Annotated in this window: 21 protein-coding genes; 2 read left to right on the top strand and 19 right to left on the bottom strand. The window is 61.1% G+C overall.

Annotation, left to right across the window (positions count from 1 at the left end):
* Positions 1-12: 12 nt before the first annotated feature.
* From QX135_RS25000 to QX135_RS24960, 10 genes are all read right to left on the bottom strand, one after another.
* A complete protein-coding gene (locus QX135_RS25000) occupies positions 13-666 on the bottom strand; it encodes a hypothetical protein (RefSeq protein ID WP_315796545.1) in 654 nt (217 codons plus the stop codon).
* On the bottom strand, positions 663-995 hold the full coding sequence (locus QX135_RS24995) for a hypothetical protein (protein WP_315796544.1): 333 nt from the start codon (positions 993-995) through the stop codon (positions 663-665). The genes QX135_RS25000 and QX135_RS24995 overlap by 4 nt, the downstream gene beginning before the upstream one ends.
* On the bottom strand, positions 995-1,306 hold the full coding sequence (locus tag QX135_RS24990) for a hypothetical protein (protein ID WP_316180227.1): 312 nt from the start codon (positions 1,304-1,306) through the stop codon (positions 995-997). The genes QX135_RS24995 and QX135_RS24990 overlap by 1 nt, the downstream gene beginning before the upstream one ends.
* A gap of 1 nt (position 1,307) precedes the next feature.
* Positions 1,308-1,670, bottom strand: a complete 363-nt coding sequence (locus QX135_RS24985; RefSeq protein ID WP_315739069.1) for a hypothetical protein — start codon at positions 1,668-1,670, stop codon at positions 1,308-1,310.
* A gap of 67 nt (positions 1,671-1,737) precedes the next feature.
* Positions 1,738-2,700, bottom strand: a complete 963-nt coding sequence (locus tag QX135_RS24980) for a DUF5309 domain-containing protein (protein WP_316180225.1) — start codon at positions 2,698-2,700, stop codon at positions 1,738-1,740.
* A 1,173-nt stretch (positions 2,701-3,873) separates the two neighbouring features.
* On the bottom strand, positions 3,874-4,215 hold the full coding sequence (locus QX135_RS24975; protein ID WP_316180223.1) for a hypothetical protein: 342 nt from the start codon (positions 4,213-4,215) through the stop codon (positions 3,874-3,876).
* 258 nt (positions 4,216-4,473) lie between these two features.
* Positions 4,474-5,496: a M23 family metallopeptidase gene (locus tag QX135_RS32465; protein WP_410052078.1), complete on the bottom strand. Its 1,023-nt coding sequence runs from the start codon at positions 5,494-5,496 to the stop codon at positions 4,474-4,476.
* A gap of 9 nt (positions 5,497-5,505) precedes the next feature.
* Positions 5,506-6,555: a hypothetical protein gene (locus QX135_RS24970; protein WP_316186514.1), complete on the bottom strand. Its 1,050-nt coding sequence runs from the start codon at positions 6,553-6,555 to the stop codon at positions 5,506-5,508.
* A gap of 299 nt (positions 6,556-6,854) precedes the next feature.
* Complete coding sequence (locus tag QX135_RS24965; RefSeq protein WP_316180221.1) at positions 6,855-7,154, bottom strand: hypothetical protein; 300 nt, start codon at positions 7,152-7,154, stop codon at positions 6,855-6,857.
* On the bottom strand, positions 7,147-8,811 hold the full coding sequence (locus QX135_RS24960; protein ID WP_316180220.1) for a hypothetical protein: 1,665 nt from the start codon (positions 8,809-8,811) through the stop codon (positions 7,147-7,149). Before QX135_RS24960 ends, QX135_RS24965 begins: the two co-directional genes overlap by 8 nt.
* 886 nt (positions 8,812-9,697) lie before the next feature.
* On the opposite strand from QX135_RS24960, the gene QX135_RS24955 reads away from it, so the two are divergent.
* Positions 9,698-10,039 (top strand): hypothetical protein, encoded by a 342-nt coding sequence (locus QX135_RS24955; protein ID WP_315739077.1) that lies wholly within the window; start codon positions 9,698-9,700, stop codon positions 10,037-10,039.
* A 209-nt stretch (positions 10,040-10,248) separates the two neighbouring features.
* On the opposite strand, the gene QX135_RS24950 is transcribed toward QX135_RS24955, so the two are convergent.
* Both QX135_RS24950 and QX135_RS24945 read right to left on the bottom strand, forming a co-directional pair.
* On the bottom strand, positions 10,249-10,812 hold the full coding sequence (locus tag QX135_RS24950) for a hypothetical protein (RefSeq protein WP_315756145.1): 564 nt from the start codon (positions 10,810-10,812) through the stop codon (positions 10,249-10,251).
* A 64-nt stretch (positions 10,813-10,876) separates the two neighbouring features.
* Positions 10,877-11,539, bottom strand: a complete 663-nt coding sequence (locus QX135_RS24945) for a hypothetical protein (RefSeq protein ID WP_316180218.1) — start codon at positions 11,537-11,539, stop codon at positions 10,877-10,879.
* A gap of 48 nt (positions 11,540-11,587) precedes the next feature.
* Here QX135_RS24945 and QX135_RS24940 point away from each other — a divergent pair, with 48 nt between their 5' ends.
* Positions 11,588-11,842 carry a hypothetical protein gene (locus QX135_RS24940; protein ID WP_316180217.1) on the top strand — a complete coding sequence of 85 codons (255 nt, stop codon included), beginning with the start codon at positions 11,588-11,590 and terminating at the stop codon, positions 11,840-11,842.
* A 586-nt stretch (positions 11,843-12,428) separates the two neighbouring features.
* Here the strand turns inward: QX135_RS24940 and QX135_RS24935 are convergent.
* The 7 genes from QX135_RS24935 to QX135_RS24905 all read right to left on the bottom strand — a co-directional run bounded on the left by QX135_RS24935 (position 12,429) and on the right by QX135_RS24905 (position 18,167).
* Positions 12,429-12,731: a hypothetical protein gene (locus QX135_RS24935; protein WP_316180215.1), complete on the bottom strand. Its 303-nt coding sequence runs from the start codon at positions 12,729-12,731 to the stop codon at positions 12,429-12,431.
* Between the two features lie 338 nt (positions 12,732-13,069).
* Positions 13,070-13,426, bottom strand: a complete 357-nt coding sequence (locus tag QX135_RS24930; protein WP_316234348.1) for a hypothetical protein — start codon at positions 13,424-13,426, stop codon at positions 13,070-13,072.
* A gap of 212 nt (positions 13,427-13,638) precedes the next feature.
* Positions 13,639-14,925, bottom strand: a complete 1,287-nt coding sequence (locus QX135_RS24925) for a PBSX family phage terminase large subunit (RefSeq protein ID WP_316234347.1) — start codon at positions 14,923-14,925, stop codon at positions 13,639-13,641.
* Positions 14,926-14,984: 59 nt separating this feature from the next.
* The gene (locus QX135_RS24920; RefSeq protein ID WP_315771496.1) at positions 14,985-15,788 is read right to left on the bottom strand and encodes a hypothetical protein; all 804 of its coding nucleotides are present in this window, start codon (positions 15,786-15,788) and stop codon (positions 14,985-14,987) included.
* A 268-nt stretch (positions 15,789-16,056) separates the two neighbouring features.
* The gene (locus QX135_RS24915) at positions 16,057-16,398 is read right to left on the bottom strand and encodes a hypothetical protein (protein WP_315771499.1); all 342 of its coding nucleotides are present in this window, start codon (positions 16,396-16,398) and stop codon (positions 16,057-16,059) included.
* A 763-nt stretch (positions 16,399-17,161) separates the two neighbouring features.
* A complete protein-coding gene (locus QX135_RS24910; RefSeq protein WP_315739088.1) occupies positions 17,162-17,710 on the bottom strand; it encodes a hypothetical protein in 549 nt (182 codons plus the stop codon).
* Between the two features lie 31 nt (positions 17,711-17,741).
* Complete coding sequence (locus QX135_RS24905; RefSeq protein WP_315739090.1) at positions 17,742-18,167, bottom strand: hypothetical protein; 426 nt, start codon at positions 18,165-18,167, stop codon at positions 17,742-17,744.
* Positions 18,168-18,477: the final 310 nt, after the last annotated feature.

The following is an 18,477-nucleotide window of genomic DNA, read 5'->3' as shown; positions in this document are numbered from 1 at the left end:
TTGGACAGCGTCTCAGACGACCTGACCGGAGAGCCGCATCGTCATCGGACCGGCGTTGAAGGTCGACGTCAGGCCAAGAGCATTGAGATCGGCGAGAGCGCTGGTGAAGCCGAGACCCCAGGTCTGAATCCGCCCGTCCTCTTTGAGATACGGAGCCGACTCGAGCAGAGCGCCGTAGAGATAGAGATCGGGTGCCAGCGTGAGCAGCCAGTTTGAATCGTTCGATGCCAGCGGCGGAACGGTCCGTCGGTAGACCATCTCGATCGTGTAGGCGGCGTCCGGCCGCGGCGCGAGCTCGATCTGGTCGCCGAAGACGGAGAAGTAGCGCGGCTGTCCCGCGATGTCGGAAACACGGAAGCGATACTCATCAAGTTGTACGCCGGACCTGAACTCCAGCGCAGGCTGGCCGCGCACGCTCGTCAGTCGGATCCGCCGCATCGACTGAAAGTCGGACGGCAGCGCGATGAACTCCGGCTCGCTGGCGCCGAGGTCGACGACGGCGATCGCCCGCTGCTCCATCTGCCGCACGAACAGCTGCCGGTTGAACTTGGCTTCCGCGAGCTGGATGAAGCTCGGTATCCGAGCCACCAGCGTGGTGTCCTGGTCGCGCGCTAGATACTCGGACACGGCAGCCTGCAGCGATGAATAGTTCGAGATCAGGGTCATGATGGTCCCGCCTTCCATCCGCTCTGCAGAGCCGGCTTGTCGGTGCGCAGATAGGCCCAATCCGGATCATTGAGCTTCTCTTGCACGATCGCGTCGAACTCGGGCGTGAACAGGCGAAGCCGGGTGTTGCCCCTGGCATATTCCTCGTTCAGCCATTTGACGTAGATGACGTTCGGAATGCGCGCGACGTGGCGGCCCCAGTCGCTGTGCTGCTCGTCGCGGCGCGCTTCGCTGTTCCAGTCCAGGATGGGCGCGACATCCTGGAGATGCTCGATCACGAGACCGGAGCCATCGCGATCGAGATGCGGGCGAATGGTCAGCCCATCCATCACGACAGCTCCGTGATCCACAGCGTGCCGGCCGTCGCCGCGACCAGGCCGTTGCTGGCGGCCTTGATGGCCGCGATGTTCTGTCCGGGTGTCACGGTGACGTATTCGACCGTGTTGGCGGGGAGAAAGACGTCGGCCGTGGTCGCGGCCTGAGCGCCGTCGCCGATCCGGTAGCAGCAGGCCGAACTCGCGGCGAGCCGAAGCTGGAACGTGCCCGGACCGAACTTGTTGGTGGCCCCGACGCTGCCGTCATAGGCGATGGTCTGCGTGCTGCCGATCCGGGATGATGGCTGTTTGGGAAAGAACGACATCTCAGGCTCCCCTGACTGCAAGCGAAAAATGCATCGGCACGGAGGTTCCCGACGCGCCGGAGGGTGTCAGTGCGACGACATCGTCCTCGTTGAGGTAGACCGGCGAGGCCGGAACGACTGAGAACAGCTGCCCCGCCGCGGAGCCGGATTGCGGCACAGTGAAGCTTGCGACCGGCGCGGCGTTTACGGTGACGGTGACGGTGCCGTCGGCCGTGGTGATGGCGCCGCCGAGGATACCGGCCACCTTGAGCAGCCGACCGCGGAACGGCGCGCGGACATAGGCGGCGACAGGATTCGCGCCGCAGGAAGGCGTGTAGGCCGTCAGATCGGCCGTGTTCAGGGGACGATTGTCGGGAAGCGGCATGAATGAACCTCCAAAAGAAACAGGCGGCCCGAGAGCCGCCTGCAGATCAGGGTGATGAAAGATCGGGCTATGCGGTGGTGTTGTCGAAGATGCCGCCGCTGGCCTTCTCGTTGCGCGCGACCAGCGCGTATTCGGCGAGGATCTGGCGTCGATCGGAATCGCCGGTCTTGGCGAGCGGGATCGAGATCATGTTGCGGCCGTTGAGATAGGCCACGGCCCACTTGTCCATCTCGAGCACGAGCACGTCACGCGCACGCTGGAAGCGGCTGGCGACCACCTTGAGCTTGCCGAAATCGGACTCATAGGCATCGACGGAGGCCACGATCTTCTTCGACTTCGCCTCCTCGATCGCCGTCGAGCGGCCAGTGAAGGTCGAGAACACCTGCTTGTTGAACGCGCCGGTCAGGATCGTGCCCGGCTTGCCGCCGTTGATCCAGATTGACGACAGCACCGTCTTCAGCCGCACCTCGGTGAAGGCGATCTGGGTGCCGTCCGTCCGCGTGCCAGAGCCATCGGCCGCGGCGGGATCTGCGGCGCCGCCGGCGCTGCCCTTCGACGTGTTGGAAACGATCCAGGACAGGATGGAAGCGGTCTTGCGCGGCGTCGTGGTGTTGCCGACGATCTTGGCCTGGTTGGTGCCGCACAGGATGGTTTCGAGATCGCGCTTCAGCTCGAGGCCCTTCAGCATCTCCTGATAGGCGAGCTCATTGTCGCGGCCGGCATGGTCGACCGCCTGCTGGGTGCCGGAGACGCGGGCGACCTTGTAGGAGATCTGGCACTGGTTGCCGAGACGAACGGTCGGCGTGGTCACGTTGGTGTTGGGGTCGTCGCCTTCGAGCTGGGCATTGGTGCCGTCGGCGGGCGCCAGCGCCTGGGTCTGCCATTCGTGATTGACGGCGGTCGCCTTCTCCTTGTCGACGCCGCTCATGAACGGCGTGTCGACCGGATCGATGCGATAGATCATGTCGCTGAGATCTTCGCGGTTGCCGACCGCCTGGTAGGTGACGAAAGTGGACGTGGGTGTGGTCATCGATGATCCTTGATGTTGGCTTGCACGGCACGCGGCGTTCGCCGCGATCGTGCCGCCGCTTGGAGGTCACGACCGCGCGTTGCGCCGATCGACGCTGCGCAGATCTGGAGATGGTCTGACACTTTCAGGTCCCGCTGGCGCGATGGCGCGAGAGATCACTCCCGGTTCGGCTTCTGCGAGACATCGATGCCGTGGCGCCCGTGATGAACGGGGTCGGCAGAACCGCCTGTCACGACCGCACCTTGTTTGGCGCGGTGACGTCCAACAGCACGGCACATTGGCCGTGAGCCGGACCAAGTCACGGCTCACGAAAAAGCCCGCGACGGTGTGTCCGGCGCGGGCTCGTGCAAGTCTTGCGACGTTGCCTTTATGGAGTTGATTTGCCCGACGTGTCAATGACGATTGTTGCGAGCTCAATCGAAATCGGACTCCGGCGCCGCCCGCGTCGATACGTTCACGATGTCCCTGGGCGTCACGTTTCTTGCCCGCGAGCAGCGCTACTTTGCCAGACGACTGACAAGTCGCCTCGTAGGGACGACTTGTCGACGTGCCGCGAGTTCTGATGAGAGCGCCTCGACGGCCTTCGAGCGTGGATCAGGATAATTGAACACATCACCATGTCTTGCCGCATGACGCAAAGCTGACTGTGTCAGCGCTTCGGCAAGCTCAGGTGGACCGAACATCCATTCGGGAGGACGAGACGGAGGATCTACATCGATCGGCCGCCGCTCGATGCGTGGTCTGTCGGGGACCGGCCCGAAGGGTTTGGGTCCGGCTGGAAGCGGCCATTGGGCCGGACGGAATCCATTGCGGAAGCCCCGGCTGATCGGGAACCATCAGCGGCTCAATGTTAGTCGGCGGCCCCTGGTTGTTTGGCGCATGCGGTATCGGTCCAAACGGATCGCGCCCGGCTGACAGCGGGCCAAGGGGAGCGGACGGAAACCACGATGGAAGCCCTGACTTGTCACCGTCCGTAAATTGATTGATCGCTGAAATCTCTCCGAGCCCATTGATGGCCGGGCCATTTTCGATGGAAGTCCAACCACGAACCGACGGCATCATCTTTAGAATCTCAAACAGGTCTTTCATTTCGTGAATCCACAAGTAAGCAATGATAGGCTTGAGGCCGCGCTTCCGTATTCTTGTTGATCAGTTGATAGCCGCCTAATCCGATCACGGATCATGGATCACCCGCCCGAGACGACGCCGCGCGACGAGCGCGTCGACCTCGTCTTGGCTTTCGGGATAGGATCCATAGATGATCTTCGTCTTGAAGAAGACGTGGTATCTTGGATTGACCGTGGACACGTCGACATCGAGGTCGGCCTGCTCGCTGAAGCAGACGATCGTCCGGTCAGGGCTTATCGCCGTCGGCTGCGGCACGTCGCCACGACAATAATCGACGGCGCGATGATAAGCTTCTGGATCCGGCGTTACGTTCTGGGCCGCGAGATCGTGAGGGTACAAAAGGAGAAGGACGGGGACGACCAATCGAGACAGATTCAGCATCCGCATGCTAAAATGACCGGCGACGAGCCTCCTATTGAACGTAGCATAGTTGTCAACAAGTCACTGCATCATCAGTGATCCATCCCCGCTGTCGACGCGGATCGACGTTTCAACCGGCGCCCCCGACTATGCCGTCCTTCCGACCGGTTCTCCTGGATTGAACCGATCAACCGGCCTCTGGTACATGCGTTGGCCACCAGCGTTGCCGACTTTCATGTTGAGCTTGTTCGGAAGTGGCCGATACATCCAAGAAATGAAATTCACTCACTGTCGGGCAATACGGCTTATCAGCCGCCTTACCGGGTAGGTTTGCTCCGGCTGGGCTCCAGACAACATCTCTCCGGAACTGCCTACCGGCGAGAGGGTCGCGCGCCCGTCTATGGGCTGCCCGCCGTCTTCTGCTCCGGCGGGCGAAAACGGAGCGGTGAAGTAACGTGCGGCTTGCTGTTGCACAGGCGAAAGGTCTGCCGGCGGCGCCCCCCAAGGCAGAGGAAGGCTGGCTGCCGCCAGCGGCTCTAGACCGAGATCGAGTGGCCCTAGGACGCCACCATTTCTCCGCGATCCCCGCGAATGCGTCGATGGCAACGACGAACGTGGCGGGACAACCGGCTGCGGTCCACCCGGACCACCGATTGAAGTTGGCCCCTCTGCGCCGGGGATCGGCATGCCTGGCATGAGCAGAGAGTCCGACGGGGCGATAGGAGGCGAGATAACAATTCTGTCACTTCCAGGCGCTCGCTTCGATACATCGTTCCCCGACTTTGACCGAGGCGCCAATTGCTGGCCTTGCTGCTCATAAGGAAAAAATGGATGGCTGATGTCGAACGTATCAGGATCGGCTTTGTGGTCGACCTCGCTTGAGTATATCCCAAACGAACCGTCGGCCTTGAGATGTGCGTTTCCGGAAATGATCTCTCGATGCAGATGAGGGCCAGTGGACAAGCCACCCATTGACTGTACATAATCCTTGGTTCCGATCACGGCACCGGGGATTGGCTGTCCTGCTGCAATCGGGGTGCCAGGCTCCGGCAAGTCTCCCGGCCCCAAATGGCCATAGAGAGCGCGAAACTTCGTTCCGTCCGGCGCGACCGACTCGACAACAACCGCTCGGCCATAGCCGGCGATCACGCCACTTCTGAAGATCTTGCCGCTGTATTCGGCATACACAGGAGTATTTGGTTTGGCCGGATTGTCCGTACCCCCGTGATATCCCCCCTTGGTGCCGGGGCGCTTGGTCAACCAGCCGTCGCCAGATGGGCCATAACCTGGGTACTCATATCTTGGCATTGTTGCTTCTCATCGTTTGCATTCTGGACTCTGGACGGCCAGAAGATGTGTGTTTCCCGAAACCACCCCTCCCGACCATGTTCCCTGAAGCAGCAGGTAACAGCCGTCCTTGCTGAAGGAGAGGTTGTCGTTGGCAATCCGGAATTCTGGATACGGTAGCGAGAATGTTCGCACGCCGGCACGCTCGATGCGCGCAATTCCGAGTGTCGTGTGCCAGTGCTTACGATCGAGGAGAGGAAACGCGCAGGTTCCGTAGTCACCACTGATCAGGAACGGCTCGTTGTATCTTCGAAACAGCCTTCGAACACCGATATCGGCCAGCCAGTCCTGTGGGCTGGAGCGGTCACCGAGCACCATGTAGCGGGATGTCTCGACCCCGACTAGAGACGCAACTTCATGGTCGCCGCACCGGACGATCTCCGTCGAGCTGAAGTCCTTGGGCAGCTTGATCTCATGACCCGCTTTGGTCCAACCGCCATCTGCCGGAACGTATTTCTGGATGCCGATCGCATCGTCGACATAGACGTGCCCTTCCATGAAGAACACGGTATGTCGCTCGTCGGGAAACACGGAAATGTCGGCCATGAGATCCGGACCACTGACCAGGACCGGCTTTTCCGGAAGCTTGATGCTTTGTCCGTCCGGCGACAAGAAAGAGTACAGGCCCGCCCTCGCGAATGGTCGATAGCCCGACAGCCGATACGTCGCCAGTTGCGAGTCTCGCAATAGGAAGAGCATCGGCGGGTCGGAGTCGTAGGCGACAATCGTCCGACCGTCCTGCGAGCAGGACAACGATCTCACGTCGGCATTGCCGGGAACCTCGGCGAGAAGCTTCTCCTCGCCTCTCAAGGTGCTCTTGAAGATCGAGGTCGTCTTTCGCGCAGGATCATACTCCATATAAACAACGGCCGGCTCCGCCCCGGAACAGAACTGGGGGATGCCGGGGAGAGACGAACTCCATACGAGGCTCAACTTGGTGGAAGCAACCTGCTGTGCAACAGCGTCACTTGATAGGGAGTCCAAGACAGAAAGGATGCCAACCACCGCTCCCGTCGCCATGGACAACCCAACAACGAGCGCACCTATCGAAAATGGATGTAATAAGTCACGCGACATAATGCATCTCGCAGCTCGGATCCACATTCCCTCTTTTTCCCCGCTGTTAGTCGCTGGTGTCGACAAGAGCGTCGTCCTCAAGCCAATCAGCTTCGAGACGTGCGAAATCTGCCCTCCGCTTCAACGAGCGCAAGCCGACGATTCCTGCGAAACTGGGCCGAAAATCTCCTCTGTCGATCTTAGAACAAACAATGAACAAGTCAATACGCCTTTTGATTGTTCTCGCAGGATGTCGAGACGGCTCAAAGCACGCCGAACCGCTTCCTGCGCTCCGCCGTCTGCGCCAGCTCCTTCAGCTCCGCTTGCGCCAGCTTGCCATGGGCGACCATCGCGCCGAGATGGTCGCGCACCTTGCCGACGATGTTGATGGCGAGAAACAGCTTCTCGCGGCCGGCAACGTCGTCGATCAGCGTCTGCCGCCAGGCGGAGCTGTAGCTCGCCTCGAGCGCATCGAACGCGCCGGCAAGCAGTTCGTCGTCGATCAGCGCTTTGGCGCGGGTGCCGCGCGCGGCGGTCTGTTGCAGGAGGCTCTCATCAATCATCGCGCCGCTCCATCTTGCCATGCGTCTCCCTTTCGGCCCGGCCCGACGCTGCGGCCATGCCGATCGCCATTTCGGCGATCTTCATCTCGTGAGCAACCTGCGCCTGCTCGCGCTTCTGCACCTCTTCCACCGTCTTGAGGTGCGCGTCGAGCAACGCAATCTTCGCGTCCAGCCCGGCCCTGATCTTGGCCAGCTCGATTTCGGCCTGCACCTTGACCTGCTGATGGATGAGGTCGTTGTGAGCCTGCTGCTGCGCCAGTTGCGCCTTGTGCGCGGCGATCGCCTGCTCGGTCTGCACCCGCGCCTGCGCCGCAAGCAGCTTCGGGTCCGGCGGCGGCGGCTGCGGCGCCGGCGGCGGGTGCAGCAGCCGTCCGGTCTGCGGATCCACCGCGGCCGGATCGTTGAAGAAGCGTCCGGGATTCTTGTGCCCCATGATCCGTATCAGCTCGGCCGCCGTGTTGTAGAGTTCGCGATCGCCGACCAGGTTGATCTTGCCGGCCATCGCCAGCTCCTTCTGCACGTTGGCGATCGCCATGGTCTGCGCGAATTGCTGCGCCTTGCCACCGGAGCCGAGCCCGACTTCGATGGTCATGTCGTCGCGCGTCTTCCACTCGCGCGGATCGACCTGGACCCAGGCGTTGCGCAGCCGCACGGTCTGGCGCTGCTGACCGTGCTTACGGATGGTGGCATGCAGCAGGCCGAACATGTCGCGGACCCCTTCAGCCATGATCCGCGCGATCAGCTTGATGCGCATCTGCGAGGCGGAGAACACCTGAGCCACCGCCGTCGCCGATTGATTTTGCAGCGCATTGGCATCGATGCCCTGCGCCTGCTTCGATAGCCCCGAACGGCTCTCGAGCTCGGCATCGATGTATTGCAGCATCGGATAGATCGAGCTGGTGATGTCCGGCACCACCTGCCAGTTCAGGCCCCCCGCGGTCTTTGTTCGAACGACGCCGCCGGGACGCGAGACCAGGAGATCGTCCAGCGTGTTCGGCCCCGCGTTCTGCTCGGCCACCTCGACGCGAGGATTGTTGTGCAGATAGAGATTGTCCAGCGCACCGCGCTTCAGCGCGGTCTTCTCGCGCTGCAGCGGCATCACCAGGTCTGCGATCGAACGGCCAAAGAAGCGGTGCGTCATCGGCACCGGCGTGGTCGCGGCGAACGGGATCGCATCGAACGGCGTGATGCAGTCCTGGCCGTCCTTGCTCAGGATCTCACTCTGGTCCCCGCCGGTGATGATCTGGTACAGGCACGGTCGGCCGTCGCCTTCATAGTCGATCCGAACGTAGTGCTCGGTGATGCGCACGAGCCTGGTGCCTGAATTGGCCGCGCTCGACGATGCCCACGAATGCTCGTCGACCGTATCGCGCGCAAGCGTTTCGACCTGCGTCGTCCCGGTGTAGTCGCCGAGCGACTTGATCTGCGCCGGGTCGAACCCTTCGGCAATCAGCTGAGCCTCGGTCTTGGTGACGATCTCGTGGAAACAGTAGTTGCAGTCACGGATCGAGCGCGCGCCGCGCTCGATCCCGAACTCCTCCGGCGGCACGCCCATCACCCGCGCATGGGCGAGTTTTCGCGTGGCAACGATGGTGACGTCGTGCGTGATCGGTTGCGGCACCGGTTGCAGCGGCGCGCACTGAAGAGGTATGTTCATGGCGATAGGCTCGTTCGGTTATGGAGAGACAAATCGGAGCGTCTAACGGCTGCCGCTTCGAGCCGCGTCGGTCAGGAGATAATCCTGGATCATGCCGAGAAGGCCGCCGGAAGACCCCACCTGTCCGCCGGCTCCCGAGCCACCCCCCATAACGGAAGCAGTCATGTCCGAAGGACCTCCGGGAGTTGCCCACCCGTCTCCGATGTAAGGAACGGGCGTGGCACCGTCGGAAAATGCACGATCGGCGTGGCTGCCCGAAAAGATGCGAGCTGACGGCTCGTGACGTCCGCCGATGTAGTCGGACCACCACGGAGAGATCCCTGGACCAAATGGCTCCCTGCCGGACCACGGTCCAGCATAAGGTATCGGTCGTTCAGCGCCGGGCTCCAATCGGACCGGCGCGCTCTGGGCAATGCGGCCAGGCGTCGAAGGCTGATCTTCCGAACCCATGACTGGGTTCAGAACGTATTTCCTGATGAAAGCGGCGATCTGCGCCGGCGTGGCCGTATAGTTCATGCCAATGCCGGGAATTGCGGCTCCTACTCCGATCGAAGACACTTTTGCTTTCCAAGGCAGAGGAATGCCGGCTTCGTCCGGAATGCTCGCGTTGACACTGAACGACGGCACGTTAACTGACGCACCGAACCTAAGAGTATCTTCGGATGACATACCTTTTCTGAGGTGGATGAGGTGCAACCCGCCCCCTCCCTTACCCAAACCTCCTGTCAAAGTGAAACTCGGCGCGGTCGGCGCCCCCGGATTCCAATAGTACGTCCCTCCGAGCCCGAACCACGGCAGCTCGAGAGAGATCCCGTCCGGGCGCAGATTGCCTTTCTCATTCACCGACATTAGATTACCTTCATCAACTGGAATGAATCGATCGGCCGTGATCGATACCCTTGCCGGCGCTGCAAACATGTCCTACCCGACAATCGGCATTCTTCTCGTTTGGACGGTCGCGGGCCTGCCGCTGTGGGCACTATGGCTGAATGATCTTCGCGTCATTCACAATCACATCGCGCCAAGCGCCTCAGACATGCGCTACATGAAGCCGGGCTATTATAAAACATGGCTGTTTTTCGGGTTTCGCTTCTCGGCAATGGATCCTGCGAAACTAACAGAGCCAGGTCGAGAACGCCTGAAGCTCGCGATCCGGCACGAGCGAGTAATATGGGTATGGCTGACCGTGGGCTTTCTCATCGTGATGATCTTGGGCGCGCTGAGCTGAGCATCCAAACGAAGAGGTCGACGCTCCTTTGAACGAACACGGAAGGTGTGATTGGCTTCTCGGTGTTCAGTATCGCGGACACCACTTCGACCGATTTGCGTGTCGTCGGACCGAACGCGCTGCTAACCTTGAGCGTTCGTATTTTTGTCGCGCGCGCGACGCCTTGCCCCTCTCTTCCGGACGAAGTCAGGAGCCGCTCCAGGTCGGAGTCACGGAAGAGGCTTCGGACTGAGTCCTGATCGCCGCGAATGCGCGACGATCCGCATCGCGCCGTCCGAGTCCATCACCGACTGCGCCAGCAGCGCGAATTGATCCTCAGTGAGGTCGTAATAGGTTTCGCGGCTCTCCTCCTCGCGCTCTTCCCACCACACCTTGACGATGCCGACCTTCGAGAGAAGAGCATCCTTGATGAAGGAATACAGGATCATGAAGCCGGGGTTCTGCTGCATGAAGACGTGATTGACGTAATCCGTCTCCTGCGCTGCGGCGGCCTCGTCCTCCGGCCCGACGGGCTCGAACCGCACGACCTCGTCGGAGCCGGCGAAGATGTCCATCAGGTGCGGCATCAGGCCTTCGACCGTATCGGCGACATCGGTCGAGACGGCCCGCGAGCGTCCCTCCTGCGCCGGCATGTCCTTCTTCATGTTGCCGAGATAGTAGTCCATCGCATCGGCCCGCTCCTCCGCCAGCCGTGCCGCCGAGATGGCGGCCAGCGCATCGGCCTTTTCGGCAGCGAGCATCGTCTTGAGATCGGAGTTCGACATTTTTGGCATGGTCAGATCCACGTCGTTGAGAACGCAATTGTCAGGTTTCGGGACCCTTGTGCGAGACCGAGGCTCATCGGAGAGCCCACGCGGAAGCCGCGGTGCCGTCGTCGACCGGGTGCGTGCGCATGTAGTCCTGGATCATCCCAAGCAGGCCGCCTGCCGGCGATTGCAGGCTTGCCGGATCCATCGCGCTGGTGTTGCTGGTGCCCGCGATCAGACCGGGAAAGCTGCCGGGACGACCAGCGGCCGCACCGCTGGCGGATCGAGTCTCCAAATCCGGCTGCGCCCACCAGGGCAGTGAACTTGAATTGTCGACCATCCGTGATGGCCGGGCCGCGCCTTGCCGAGGTGCGGCATCGCGATCCGCGGGCGGCATCACCGGCACGATTGCGCCTGCCGCATCGACGGTCCAGTCCTGGGGGTTCGACAGGATCTCTCGGATGAGCTGCCCCTCACGGTAAGCGCCATGGGCTGCCCACCCGCCGGCCAGCGATCCACCCGTTCCGAGCGCCACGGACCCCGCGACGGCTCCGGGCAGACCACCGACCATCTCTCCCCCTATTCCTCCCAATGTTGCGCCCAGGATTCCGCCCCAGGTTTCTCCCGATCCGACCATCCCATCGTGGAGAACATCATCTCGACGCGGCGCGGCATATCGCGATAGCGTCTCCTTCTTCGCTTGACTCTGCGCAATCATGTTGATGAGCTTCGCAATGAGTTTTTCGGCAGCCATCATATACTCCCTTGAATTCGTCGTTCACGCGAGCACCTGACGAGTCCCATGACGCCGACAGACAATCAGCTGGCAGACACTCAAAAGAGCGCCGTGCGAGGCTGTTTGACATCCATGATGGTCAATGTCCTCATTCTCGCATTCATGTGCGGCGCCTGGTATTTCCTGTTTGGAGACAAGGGAATCCTGGCCGGCATCGCATCATTCCTGGCGATTCACCTCGCCAGATTTTTTTCAGCAGTGTTCGGCAACCCGCCTCAGGTGCCGTCTCTCCGCGAGACAGACGGAGACAAATCGGCCTGACCATCCATTGGGCTGCTACGCCGTTCAAAGTCCCAGCGATCAGCGCGCCGAATTCCACGGCTGGCGTCGAAGCGAAGCTCGCTCTTCCAAACCGGGCGTCAGTCCTCCTTCCGCGGGAAGCTCGAATGGATAGTCCGGCATTGCCTCGCCCTCGCGAGCACCGAGCAAACCTGCGAACTCCGTGATCGGCGAGAATTGCTGATAGGGCGAGAGCGGCGCGGTCGCATTCCCCATCGATGTCCGGCTTCCAAACAGATCATCGAAGGACGGCAATCGATTCATCTGAGGCCGCTAATTCGGCACGGTCCCGATCGGTGCAGGCATGCCTGTCGCGGACGACATCTGATCTGCGGGGCGAGAGCGTAGAATCTGGATTGGAGATCTGACGGCAATCGCCGCATGGCCGGGAAACCCGGGACCGACGACCAACGTGATAGAATAGCCCTTAGCCATTTTTGAGTACTCCGACAATCCGCTGTACGGCAATGAAAACGAGGTTCGTCAGCAAATGTGCTGACCAGAAGAATATGACAGCAAGAGAAAGGCCACCGATCACGGTGGCTGCGAGATCGGCCTCGGTCATTTTTCACAAAACTGAAGGGCCATACATCGCCACCTGCAGGTATTCGTAAAGTCGCGACGCCAGTATCGCGGACAATGACAGCGCGTACAGGATGGTCGCGGAGGGGGAGCGACGGAGAATCCACAAGGCCGGGATCGGGGCGAGCCAGATGACGTGCACCACGAACTCCGGATAATCCAAGGGGAGTCCGTGAGGGCTGGCAATGTAGACAAGAATATCGGTCAGCGTCACCCAGATGATCTGGGATACACAGCCAACGATGAGTGAGAAGGAGGCGATGCGGTGCTGGTCCCATCTCGTCGGCATCAGTCGCTACTTTCCGAGAATGACGGCGCCCGGAGTCTGCTCGGGACGTCGAGCGGCGGCTCCAATCCAGCGGCAGCGCCGGGAACAAACAACGAACTACAACACCTCGTGGTTGTCAATGTCGATCACGCCAAACGTGTGATGCTCTCGGCCTCGATCATTTGTTTCAGACAGCGTGGCGACGTCACCGCCGTCCTCCACGGACAGCTCATTTGGTCTCGGCACCTCGCGTCTCGTTTGACGATGTTGGATGCGACGCGGACTTTGCGTCAGATGTTGCTCGTACGGGCTTCTGATGTTCGCTCTGACGAACGCTGTCCGAACATCAACGCGCAGCGCTAGTCGCGATGGAAGCGCCTGACCAGGCGCTCGTCCAGCCGGTCCAGCCGAGGAGCGACGTATCTGGCAAGAAGCCGCCAGAAGGCATGCAGCGCCCAGCCCACCATGTAGGAGATGAACAGGCTCACGGGAAAATAGAACACATAGCTGTTCATCCATAAGTCCGCGTCGAATGGCGGATCATGAAGACCGAGCAGCGGCCAAATCGAGCCCAGGATCAATCCCGCCGGAAGCACCGCGAATTCGGCGAGCAAGACGCTGGCTTTCAAGCCGGCGAAGTAGGAAAAGCAGCTGAACACCAGGAAGTGGACGATGTAGATGGCCGAGACGATCAGCCCTCCCTTGTTCAGTCTCACTGACACGCTCCCTTGCGCCGTCCGTTCAGACCTGTCGCACGACGGCGAGCCGGCCGATCGCCGACACCCAAGGCCGATCTCGCGATCGCCAACTTTCTGATGTCGCGGGCGACAACACCCGTAACGGACAGAGCCACTTGCGCTGCAGCTTCCATTGTAAACACGTCGGAACAAAAAAAGAACATCAGAATGCCCTGTCGTTGTCAAGAGCGCTAGCTCCACCCGGCATCTTGATATCGGATCGGACGATGGAAGCTCGCCACCCGCCCCGGCGCCTCGTGGCAGATCGCCATCAGGCCCAGCGCGTCAGCCGCGTGCGACGACCAGTCATGCTCGGGGCCGAGCCCGACGTTGCGGGTCTCGTCCTTGCGCTCGTGATAGAAGCCGAGCGCCTCGCGCCCGGCTTCGGTTGTCGTCTCGTTGAACCAGAGCTCCGGACCGAGCCGGCGCAGCGCCTCGATCCGCATCATCGCCGCGCCCCGGCCCTGGTTCGTGATCGGCGGCTCGACCGCAAAGCCGGCCTCGCGCAGATGATCGGCGTAGCGCTTGCCGGTCACTGCATTGGTCGCGAGCCCATCGTGCGGAAGGTACAGGATCGCGTTCTGATAGCCCCGCGCGCGCAGCCAGTTGACGTGAAACGCCAGCACCTGGCCGACCGACTCGTAATAGTCGAGCACGCGAATCTCGTTGCCGACCCATTGCGCGATCCAGATCGTGAAGGCGTCCGCCGTGGCGCCGGCGCCGCCGATGTCGACGAACGCCCGCAACGGCAACAGCGGGTCCGCGGACACCTTGCCGATCCGTCCCTCGCGTTTCGCCTGCGCCAGCAGGTCGGCGAAATAGGCTCCTTCGAACGCGCGCACGTAGTCCCCCTCCCAGATATGCTCGTAGCGGTCCGGATAGAGCGCGAGGTCGAGCTGCCGCTCTTCCTCCAGCACCGCCGGAAACCACGGATTGTCGCGCCAGCTCGCCTTGACCACGGCGGCGCCTTCCGGTTTTCGACTGCGCAGAAAATCGTCCACGGCATCCGACTTGCGGCGCGGATTCCAACTCGCCCACAGCTCCGAGCGAGGCGCTCGGATGGTGGGCCGCAGCAGCGACAGCGAACGCGCGCTCAAGGTCTGTGCCTCGTCGATCCAGGCGATGCGAAATCCCTCCAGCGACTTGATCGACTCTGCGGTGTGATCCTGCATGCCCCGAAAGATGATGAGCCCGTCGCCGGGAGCCGCGATGCGGTCGCTGAACGACCGGAAGCCCTGGCCGAGGCCGAGCGCCGCGATCTTGTCCTCGATCAGCCGCTTGGATGATTGCGCCAGCGTGCGCTGTGCCTCGCGAATGCAGACGGCGAGCGTGCCGCGCTCGGCTTGGCAGGTCTCGACCAGAAGCTCGCCAAAGAAGTGCGACTTGCCCGAGCCGCGCCCGCCGAACGCGCCTTTGTAGCGGGCCGGCGCGAGCAGCGGCTCAAACACTTTCGCGGTGGGGATCTTGAGGGTGGACAATGATCACCTGCTCTTACCGGCCGTTCACCTCGCGTCCGCGGCCCCGTCTCGGTTGCCAGCTATGGCTCCCGGAGCGGCTTGACCCAGCGCGTGTACCAATCGTTGAAATCACTCGGCGTGGTGTCCCCGTCGTCGGGCTGCGGCCACAGCTGCCGATATGAAGAGCCCAGCTCGGCCGGCCCGGATTCGTCCGGCGATCCAGAGATACGTCCTGACCGCGTCGCCTGTGGTCCCAGCAGGACTCGCGGGATGTACGGTATGGGATTCGTGCCGCTGTCGAACATCGTTGCAGTCGCCGAGTCCGCCCGACGACTCCGCAGATTTCGGCCGGACCCGCGGTCCATTCCCACCGCATCGTCGGGTGGCGGCACTGTCTCGTACAGGTTCGACGCTTGCCTAGGGAGGCGGCCGGTTCGCTCCGACGGTGTATCGTAGCCACCACCGACAAATGCATAATCGCTCTGGATGTCACGAAGAGCGTCGGGAATCCGATTGGCGAAACCGCCGCCATCGAAGGTCACATTCGCTTTCCTGTTGGAGGACAGCTCTCTCTCGATATTCGCGAGGTACTCGCCGCTTTGCGACGGCAGCACGCGTGGGAGACTGTTCCCGCCCAGACCGGCAGCCCCCATAATCCGATTCACGATCGTTGTGCAAACGTTCGGGCTGTAACTTTTGAGACCGTTGTAAGTTTCGCCCGCGTTTCGGATCCGACCGATTTCGTTCAGCGCGCTTGCCGCCTGTTCTGGCGTGATGGGAACGGTAAACGAGCGGTACTGACCATCGTCGACGACGCTGGAGAAATCAGGCGGAGGAGTTTCGCCCGGACGGAGCGTATGAACGTCAAATTTCCCGTGGCTCAACGGAACCCCATGGGTGCTGGGTCCGAACCCGGCAAACGTCTGTCGCCCAGGCTCGTTGACGACGACTGCAGCATGTCCCGGAAAACCAGGATTGATTTGAACGGTCAGCGAGTATCGAGATGCCATATGCGTTGACCTTGTATGAGCTTCTCCTTCGCGCGGGCTTACCCCCGCGCAACGAGTGTCGCCCGTGCCCAGATGGTGCGAATGAACTACAGCTTTCCGCTTGGAGGCAGATCAATGGCTGCGGCCGTCCAGACGAAATCGATCAATCGACGTCAGGACGATCAGGCAACCGGACTTCCTTGTTGCGGAGGCGCGCTCCTGCCGCTGTCCGCGCACTCGCAGCCCAACCGATCAGGTAGATGAGCAAGAGCGACTCGAGGTAATAGGCGAGTAAACTATTCAACCAGGAATCGACGGAAAAAGGAAAACGCTCCGAGCCGGACACCGCGGCCCAGACGGACCAGAAAATCCCGGCAGGAAACACCGCAAGAGAGGACAGCATCACGCTCGTCTTAACATCGGTGACGGATGCCGAGCCGACAAGGCCGGCTGCGCACAGCGTGTAGACGGCGCACGCGATAAGACCACCTCTATTCAGCCGCATGTCTACCTCCGGATGAGCTTTCGAACTATTACTGCAGGCGCAATCCTTGGCCATGCTCCGGCCATCTAAGGCGTTCCCAGAGACTTGACCCATCTTGGGTACCAGTCGACGGCTCGGCCAGCTGAGAATAGCGTGATGCCATCGGATTTCTCCAGCAAAGCGGGGCAAGGTGAGTGATCGGACCAAAGGTGTTCCGTCGACTTGATCGGCGGCGAAGGAGGACGGACCCAACACGCCGCGAAATGCAGCCGGAGCCTTGCATTCGGTTGGAGCCGCTTCAGCAGCGTAAGCGCACGATTATCCAATCAGGCACACACAGAAGCGACGGACCTACTCCCGGTCGGCCCGCTCAGCGTCGCGCGTGGCCTGCGACCAGACTTTCCCAAATGCGCTCATTCCCCAGCCAAACAAATACAGCACGGCGAAACTCAGGGGCACAGTCAACAGAGGTCCGTTGATTTGGGACTCCGAGGCAACGTGAGCTTCCAAGACCTGACCGACCCCGGAGGTCCACAAAAAAACCTGCGCCGGCAGGATTGACAATTGACCTAGGAAATAAGCTCCCTTTGGATCCTTCGCTTCCCATGAGAGCCAAGTCAATATCGCAAACCAGATCAGATAGATTGCGCAGACTATCAACCCACCCCTGTTCAACCTCATGATGCCCCTCGCCCAGCGTCTTATTTGGAGACACGACCGAATGCGGATGCCTGCGCACTTGCAGCCCGGCCTGCAATTGCGTTTGGCTGGATGCGACGGATGGTCAGGAGGGAAAGACCAGCCGCGTTGCGAGACGCCGAGAGACCCACGGATCTACGCCACCGGCAACGCGCTGCGGTCCTCTCAACAACACGTTGCGATCCTTTCTCGGCGCTCTCCATGGCATGGGCGGCGTATATGGTCCGTCATCCGGCACATCGATAACGTTACGATCTCTCGTCTCCGGAACGAGCTTAAATGGCAGCTCGATGGCCTTGTCTTTCTGGGAGCTCGGCGTACTCCACCTTGCTGACGGGGCAAACGCGTCATTGAACTTCTTGATCTGGTCCAGCACGTCACCCATGATGTTGGAGGGGTCATCCAGCTGTTTGCTCAGACGTTCAACAGAACCATAAAAATTGGTCAGGTCTTCCAGCAGCGCATCTGGGCTCTTCTTGTGCCCCTCAGGATAATAGGACCCGGGTCCGTTCACGATGTCGTCGATCTGTTTTCCAATTGCTCCGAACACACGAGATCGGTCACCCTCCTCGATTTTCGGAGCCCCTGGCGGAGGCAGTGGCGCCCGCTCTACGAAATCTCGTCCGCTGGCCATGTCCAATCCTTCCTAATCATGACGCGCCCGATTACTTCGCGGAGCGCTTTTGTGAGAACGCGAGATAGATGGTTCCAATCCGTCGATTCCAGGAGAACGGGGTCCTGACGAAATCATCGTGCGGTGACCACATGCGCTGGTAGATCTCCAACCGCGTCAGGCCGGGTTTAATGGTCGCTCGAAATTGCTCTTTGGCCTCGAAGGTATAACAGCAGCCAGGCGGTCCTTTGACAATCATCTCCAGCATGGCAACGCCTGCTTCTGTATAGAGGACGACTTCAACGTCTAGACCGGCAGCGTGGAAGCGGCATACGCCAACCTCGTCGCAATCGTTGAGATTGCCGCTATCCGTCTCTCCCTTGGCTTCAACCGCATAGCTGATGAGGACATCGCTTGCGACAGCCGCGCGGCACGATAATCCGAAGAGCAACAGCCAGAGAGCAAGCAGCCGCTTCAAGACACTCACGACTCGCGCCGACCGTGCTGATGCAATCATGTTGATGACCCGAAGATATCCAGATTGCGATTGCCCAAGGAACGACGTTCAGACCGAGAACAAAGATCGAACAAACGAGCGTCGACGTCAAGTCCGCCGGCTCTGATTTTTGCGGCTGTTTGGGCGCTGAGTCCGTCTCGGCTCATTGTCTCCGGCCGGCATGTCTCGATCTGATTTCGCCACCGTCCCAGGAGCCGGGGAGAGAACACCAAGCTGCCACGCCAATTGAAAGCCGATCTCCCGATCCTGCGAGGCGCTCACGCCTCACCCA

The organism is Bradyrhizobium sp. SZCCHNR1098, assembly GCF_032489375.1.
Taxonomy (GTDB): domain Bacteria; phylum Pseudomonadota; class Alphaproteobacteria; order Rhizobiales; family Xanthobacteraceae; genus Bradyrhizobium.
The sequence above is the reverse complement of the archived record's forward strand: the minus strand, read 5'-3'. Positions and strand labels throughout refer to the sequence as shown.

What these genes read in the sequence shown, in the direction of transcription:
- QX135_RS32465 (WP_410052078.1), bottom strand. Translation starts at nt 5,496, where the DNA reads ATGCCAAGATATGAGTACCCAGGTTATGGCCCATCTGGCGACGGCTGG.
- QX135_RS24910 (WP_315739088.1), bottom strand. Translation starts at nt 17,710, where the DNA reads ATGGCCAGCGGACGAGATTTCGTAGAGCGGGCGCCACTGCCTCCGCCA.
- QX135_RS24990 (WP_316180227.1), bottom strand. Translation starts at nt 1,306, where the DNA reads ATGTCGTTCTTTCCCAAACAGCCATCATCCCGGATCGGCAGCACGCAG.
- QX135_RS24965 (WP_316180221.1), bottom strand. Translation starts at nt 7,154, where the DNA reads ATGATTGATGAGAGCCTCCTGCAACAGACCGCCGCGCGCGGCACCCGC.
- QX135_RS25000 (WP_315796545.1), bottom strand. Translation starts at nt 666, where the DNA reads ATGACCCTGATCTCGAACTATTCATCGCTGCAGGCTGCCGTGTCCGAG.
- QX135_RS24950 (WP_315756145.1), bottom strand. Translation starts at nt 10,812, where the DNA reads ATGCCAAAAATGTCGAACTCCGATCTCAAGACGATGCTCGCTGCCGAA.
- QX135_RS24975 (WP_316180223.1), bottom strand. Translation starts at nt 4,215, where the DNA reads ATGCGGATGCTGAATCTGTCTCGATTGGTCGTCCCCGTCCTTCTCCTT.
- QX135_RS24980 (WP_316180225.1), bottom strand. Translation starts at nt 2,700, where the DNA reads ATGACCACACCCACGTCCACTTTCGTCACCTACCAGGCGGTCGGCAAC.
- QX135_RS24945 (WP_316180218.1), bottom strand. Translation starts at nt 11,539, where the DNA reads ATGGCTGCCGAAAAACTCATTGCGAAGCTCATCAACATGATTGCGCAG.
- QX135_RS24985 (WP_315739069.1), bottom strand. Translation starts at nt 1,670, where the DNA reads ATGCCGCTTCCCGACAATCGTCCCCTGAACACGGCCGATCTGACGGCC.
- QX135_RS24915 (WP_315771499.1), bottom strand. Translation starts at nt 16,398, where the DNA reads ATGCGGCTGAATAGAGGTGGTCTTATCGCGTGCGCCGTCTACACGCTG.
- QX135_RS24940 (WP_316180217.1), top strand. Translation starts at nt 11,588, where the DNA reads ATGACGCCGACAGACAATCAGCTGGCAGACACTCAAAAGAGCGCCGTG.
- QX135_RS24970 (WP_316186514.1), bottom strand. Translation starts at nt 6,555, where the DNA reads ATGGCGACGGGAGCGGTGGTTGGCATCCTTTCTGTCTTGGACTCCCTA.
- QX135_RS24995 (WP_315796544.1), bottom strand. Translation starts at nt 995, where the DNA reads ATGGATGGGCTGACCATTCGCCCGCATCTCGATCGCGATGGCTCCGGT.
- QX135_RS24960 (WP_316180220.1), bottom strand. Translation starts at nt 8,811, where the DNA reads ATGAACATACCTCTTCAGTGCGCGCCGCTGCAACCGGTGCCGCAACCG.
- QX135_RS24935 (WP_316180215.1), bottom strand. Translation starts at nt 12,731, where the DNA reads ATGCCGACGAGATGGGACCAGCACCGCATCGCCTCCTTCTCACTCATC.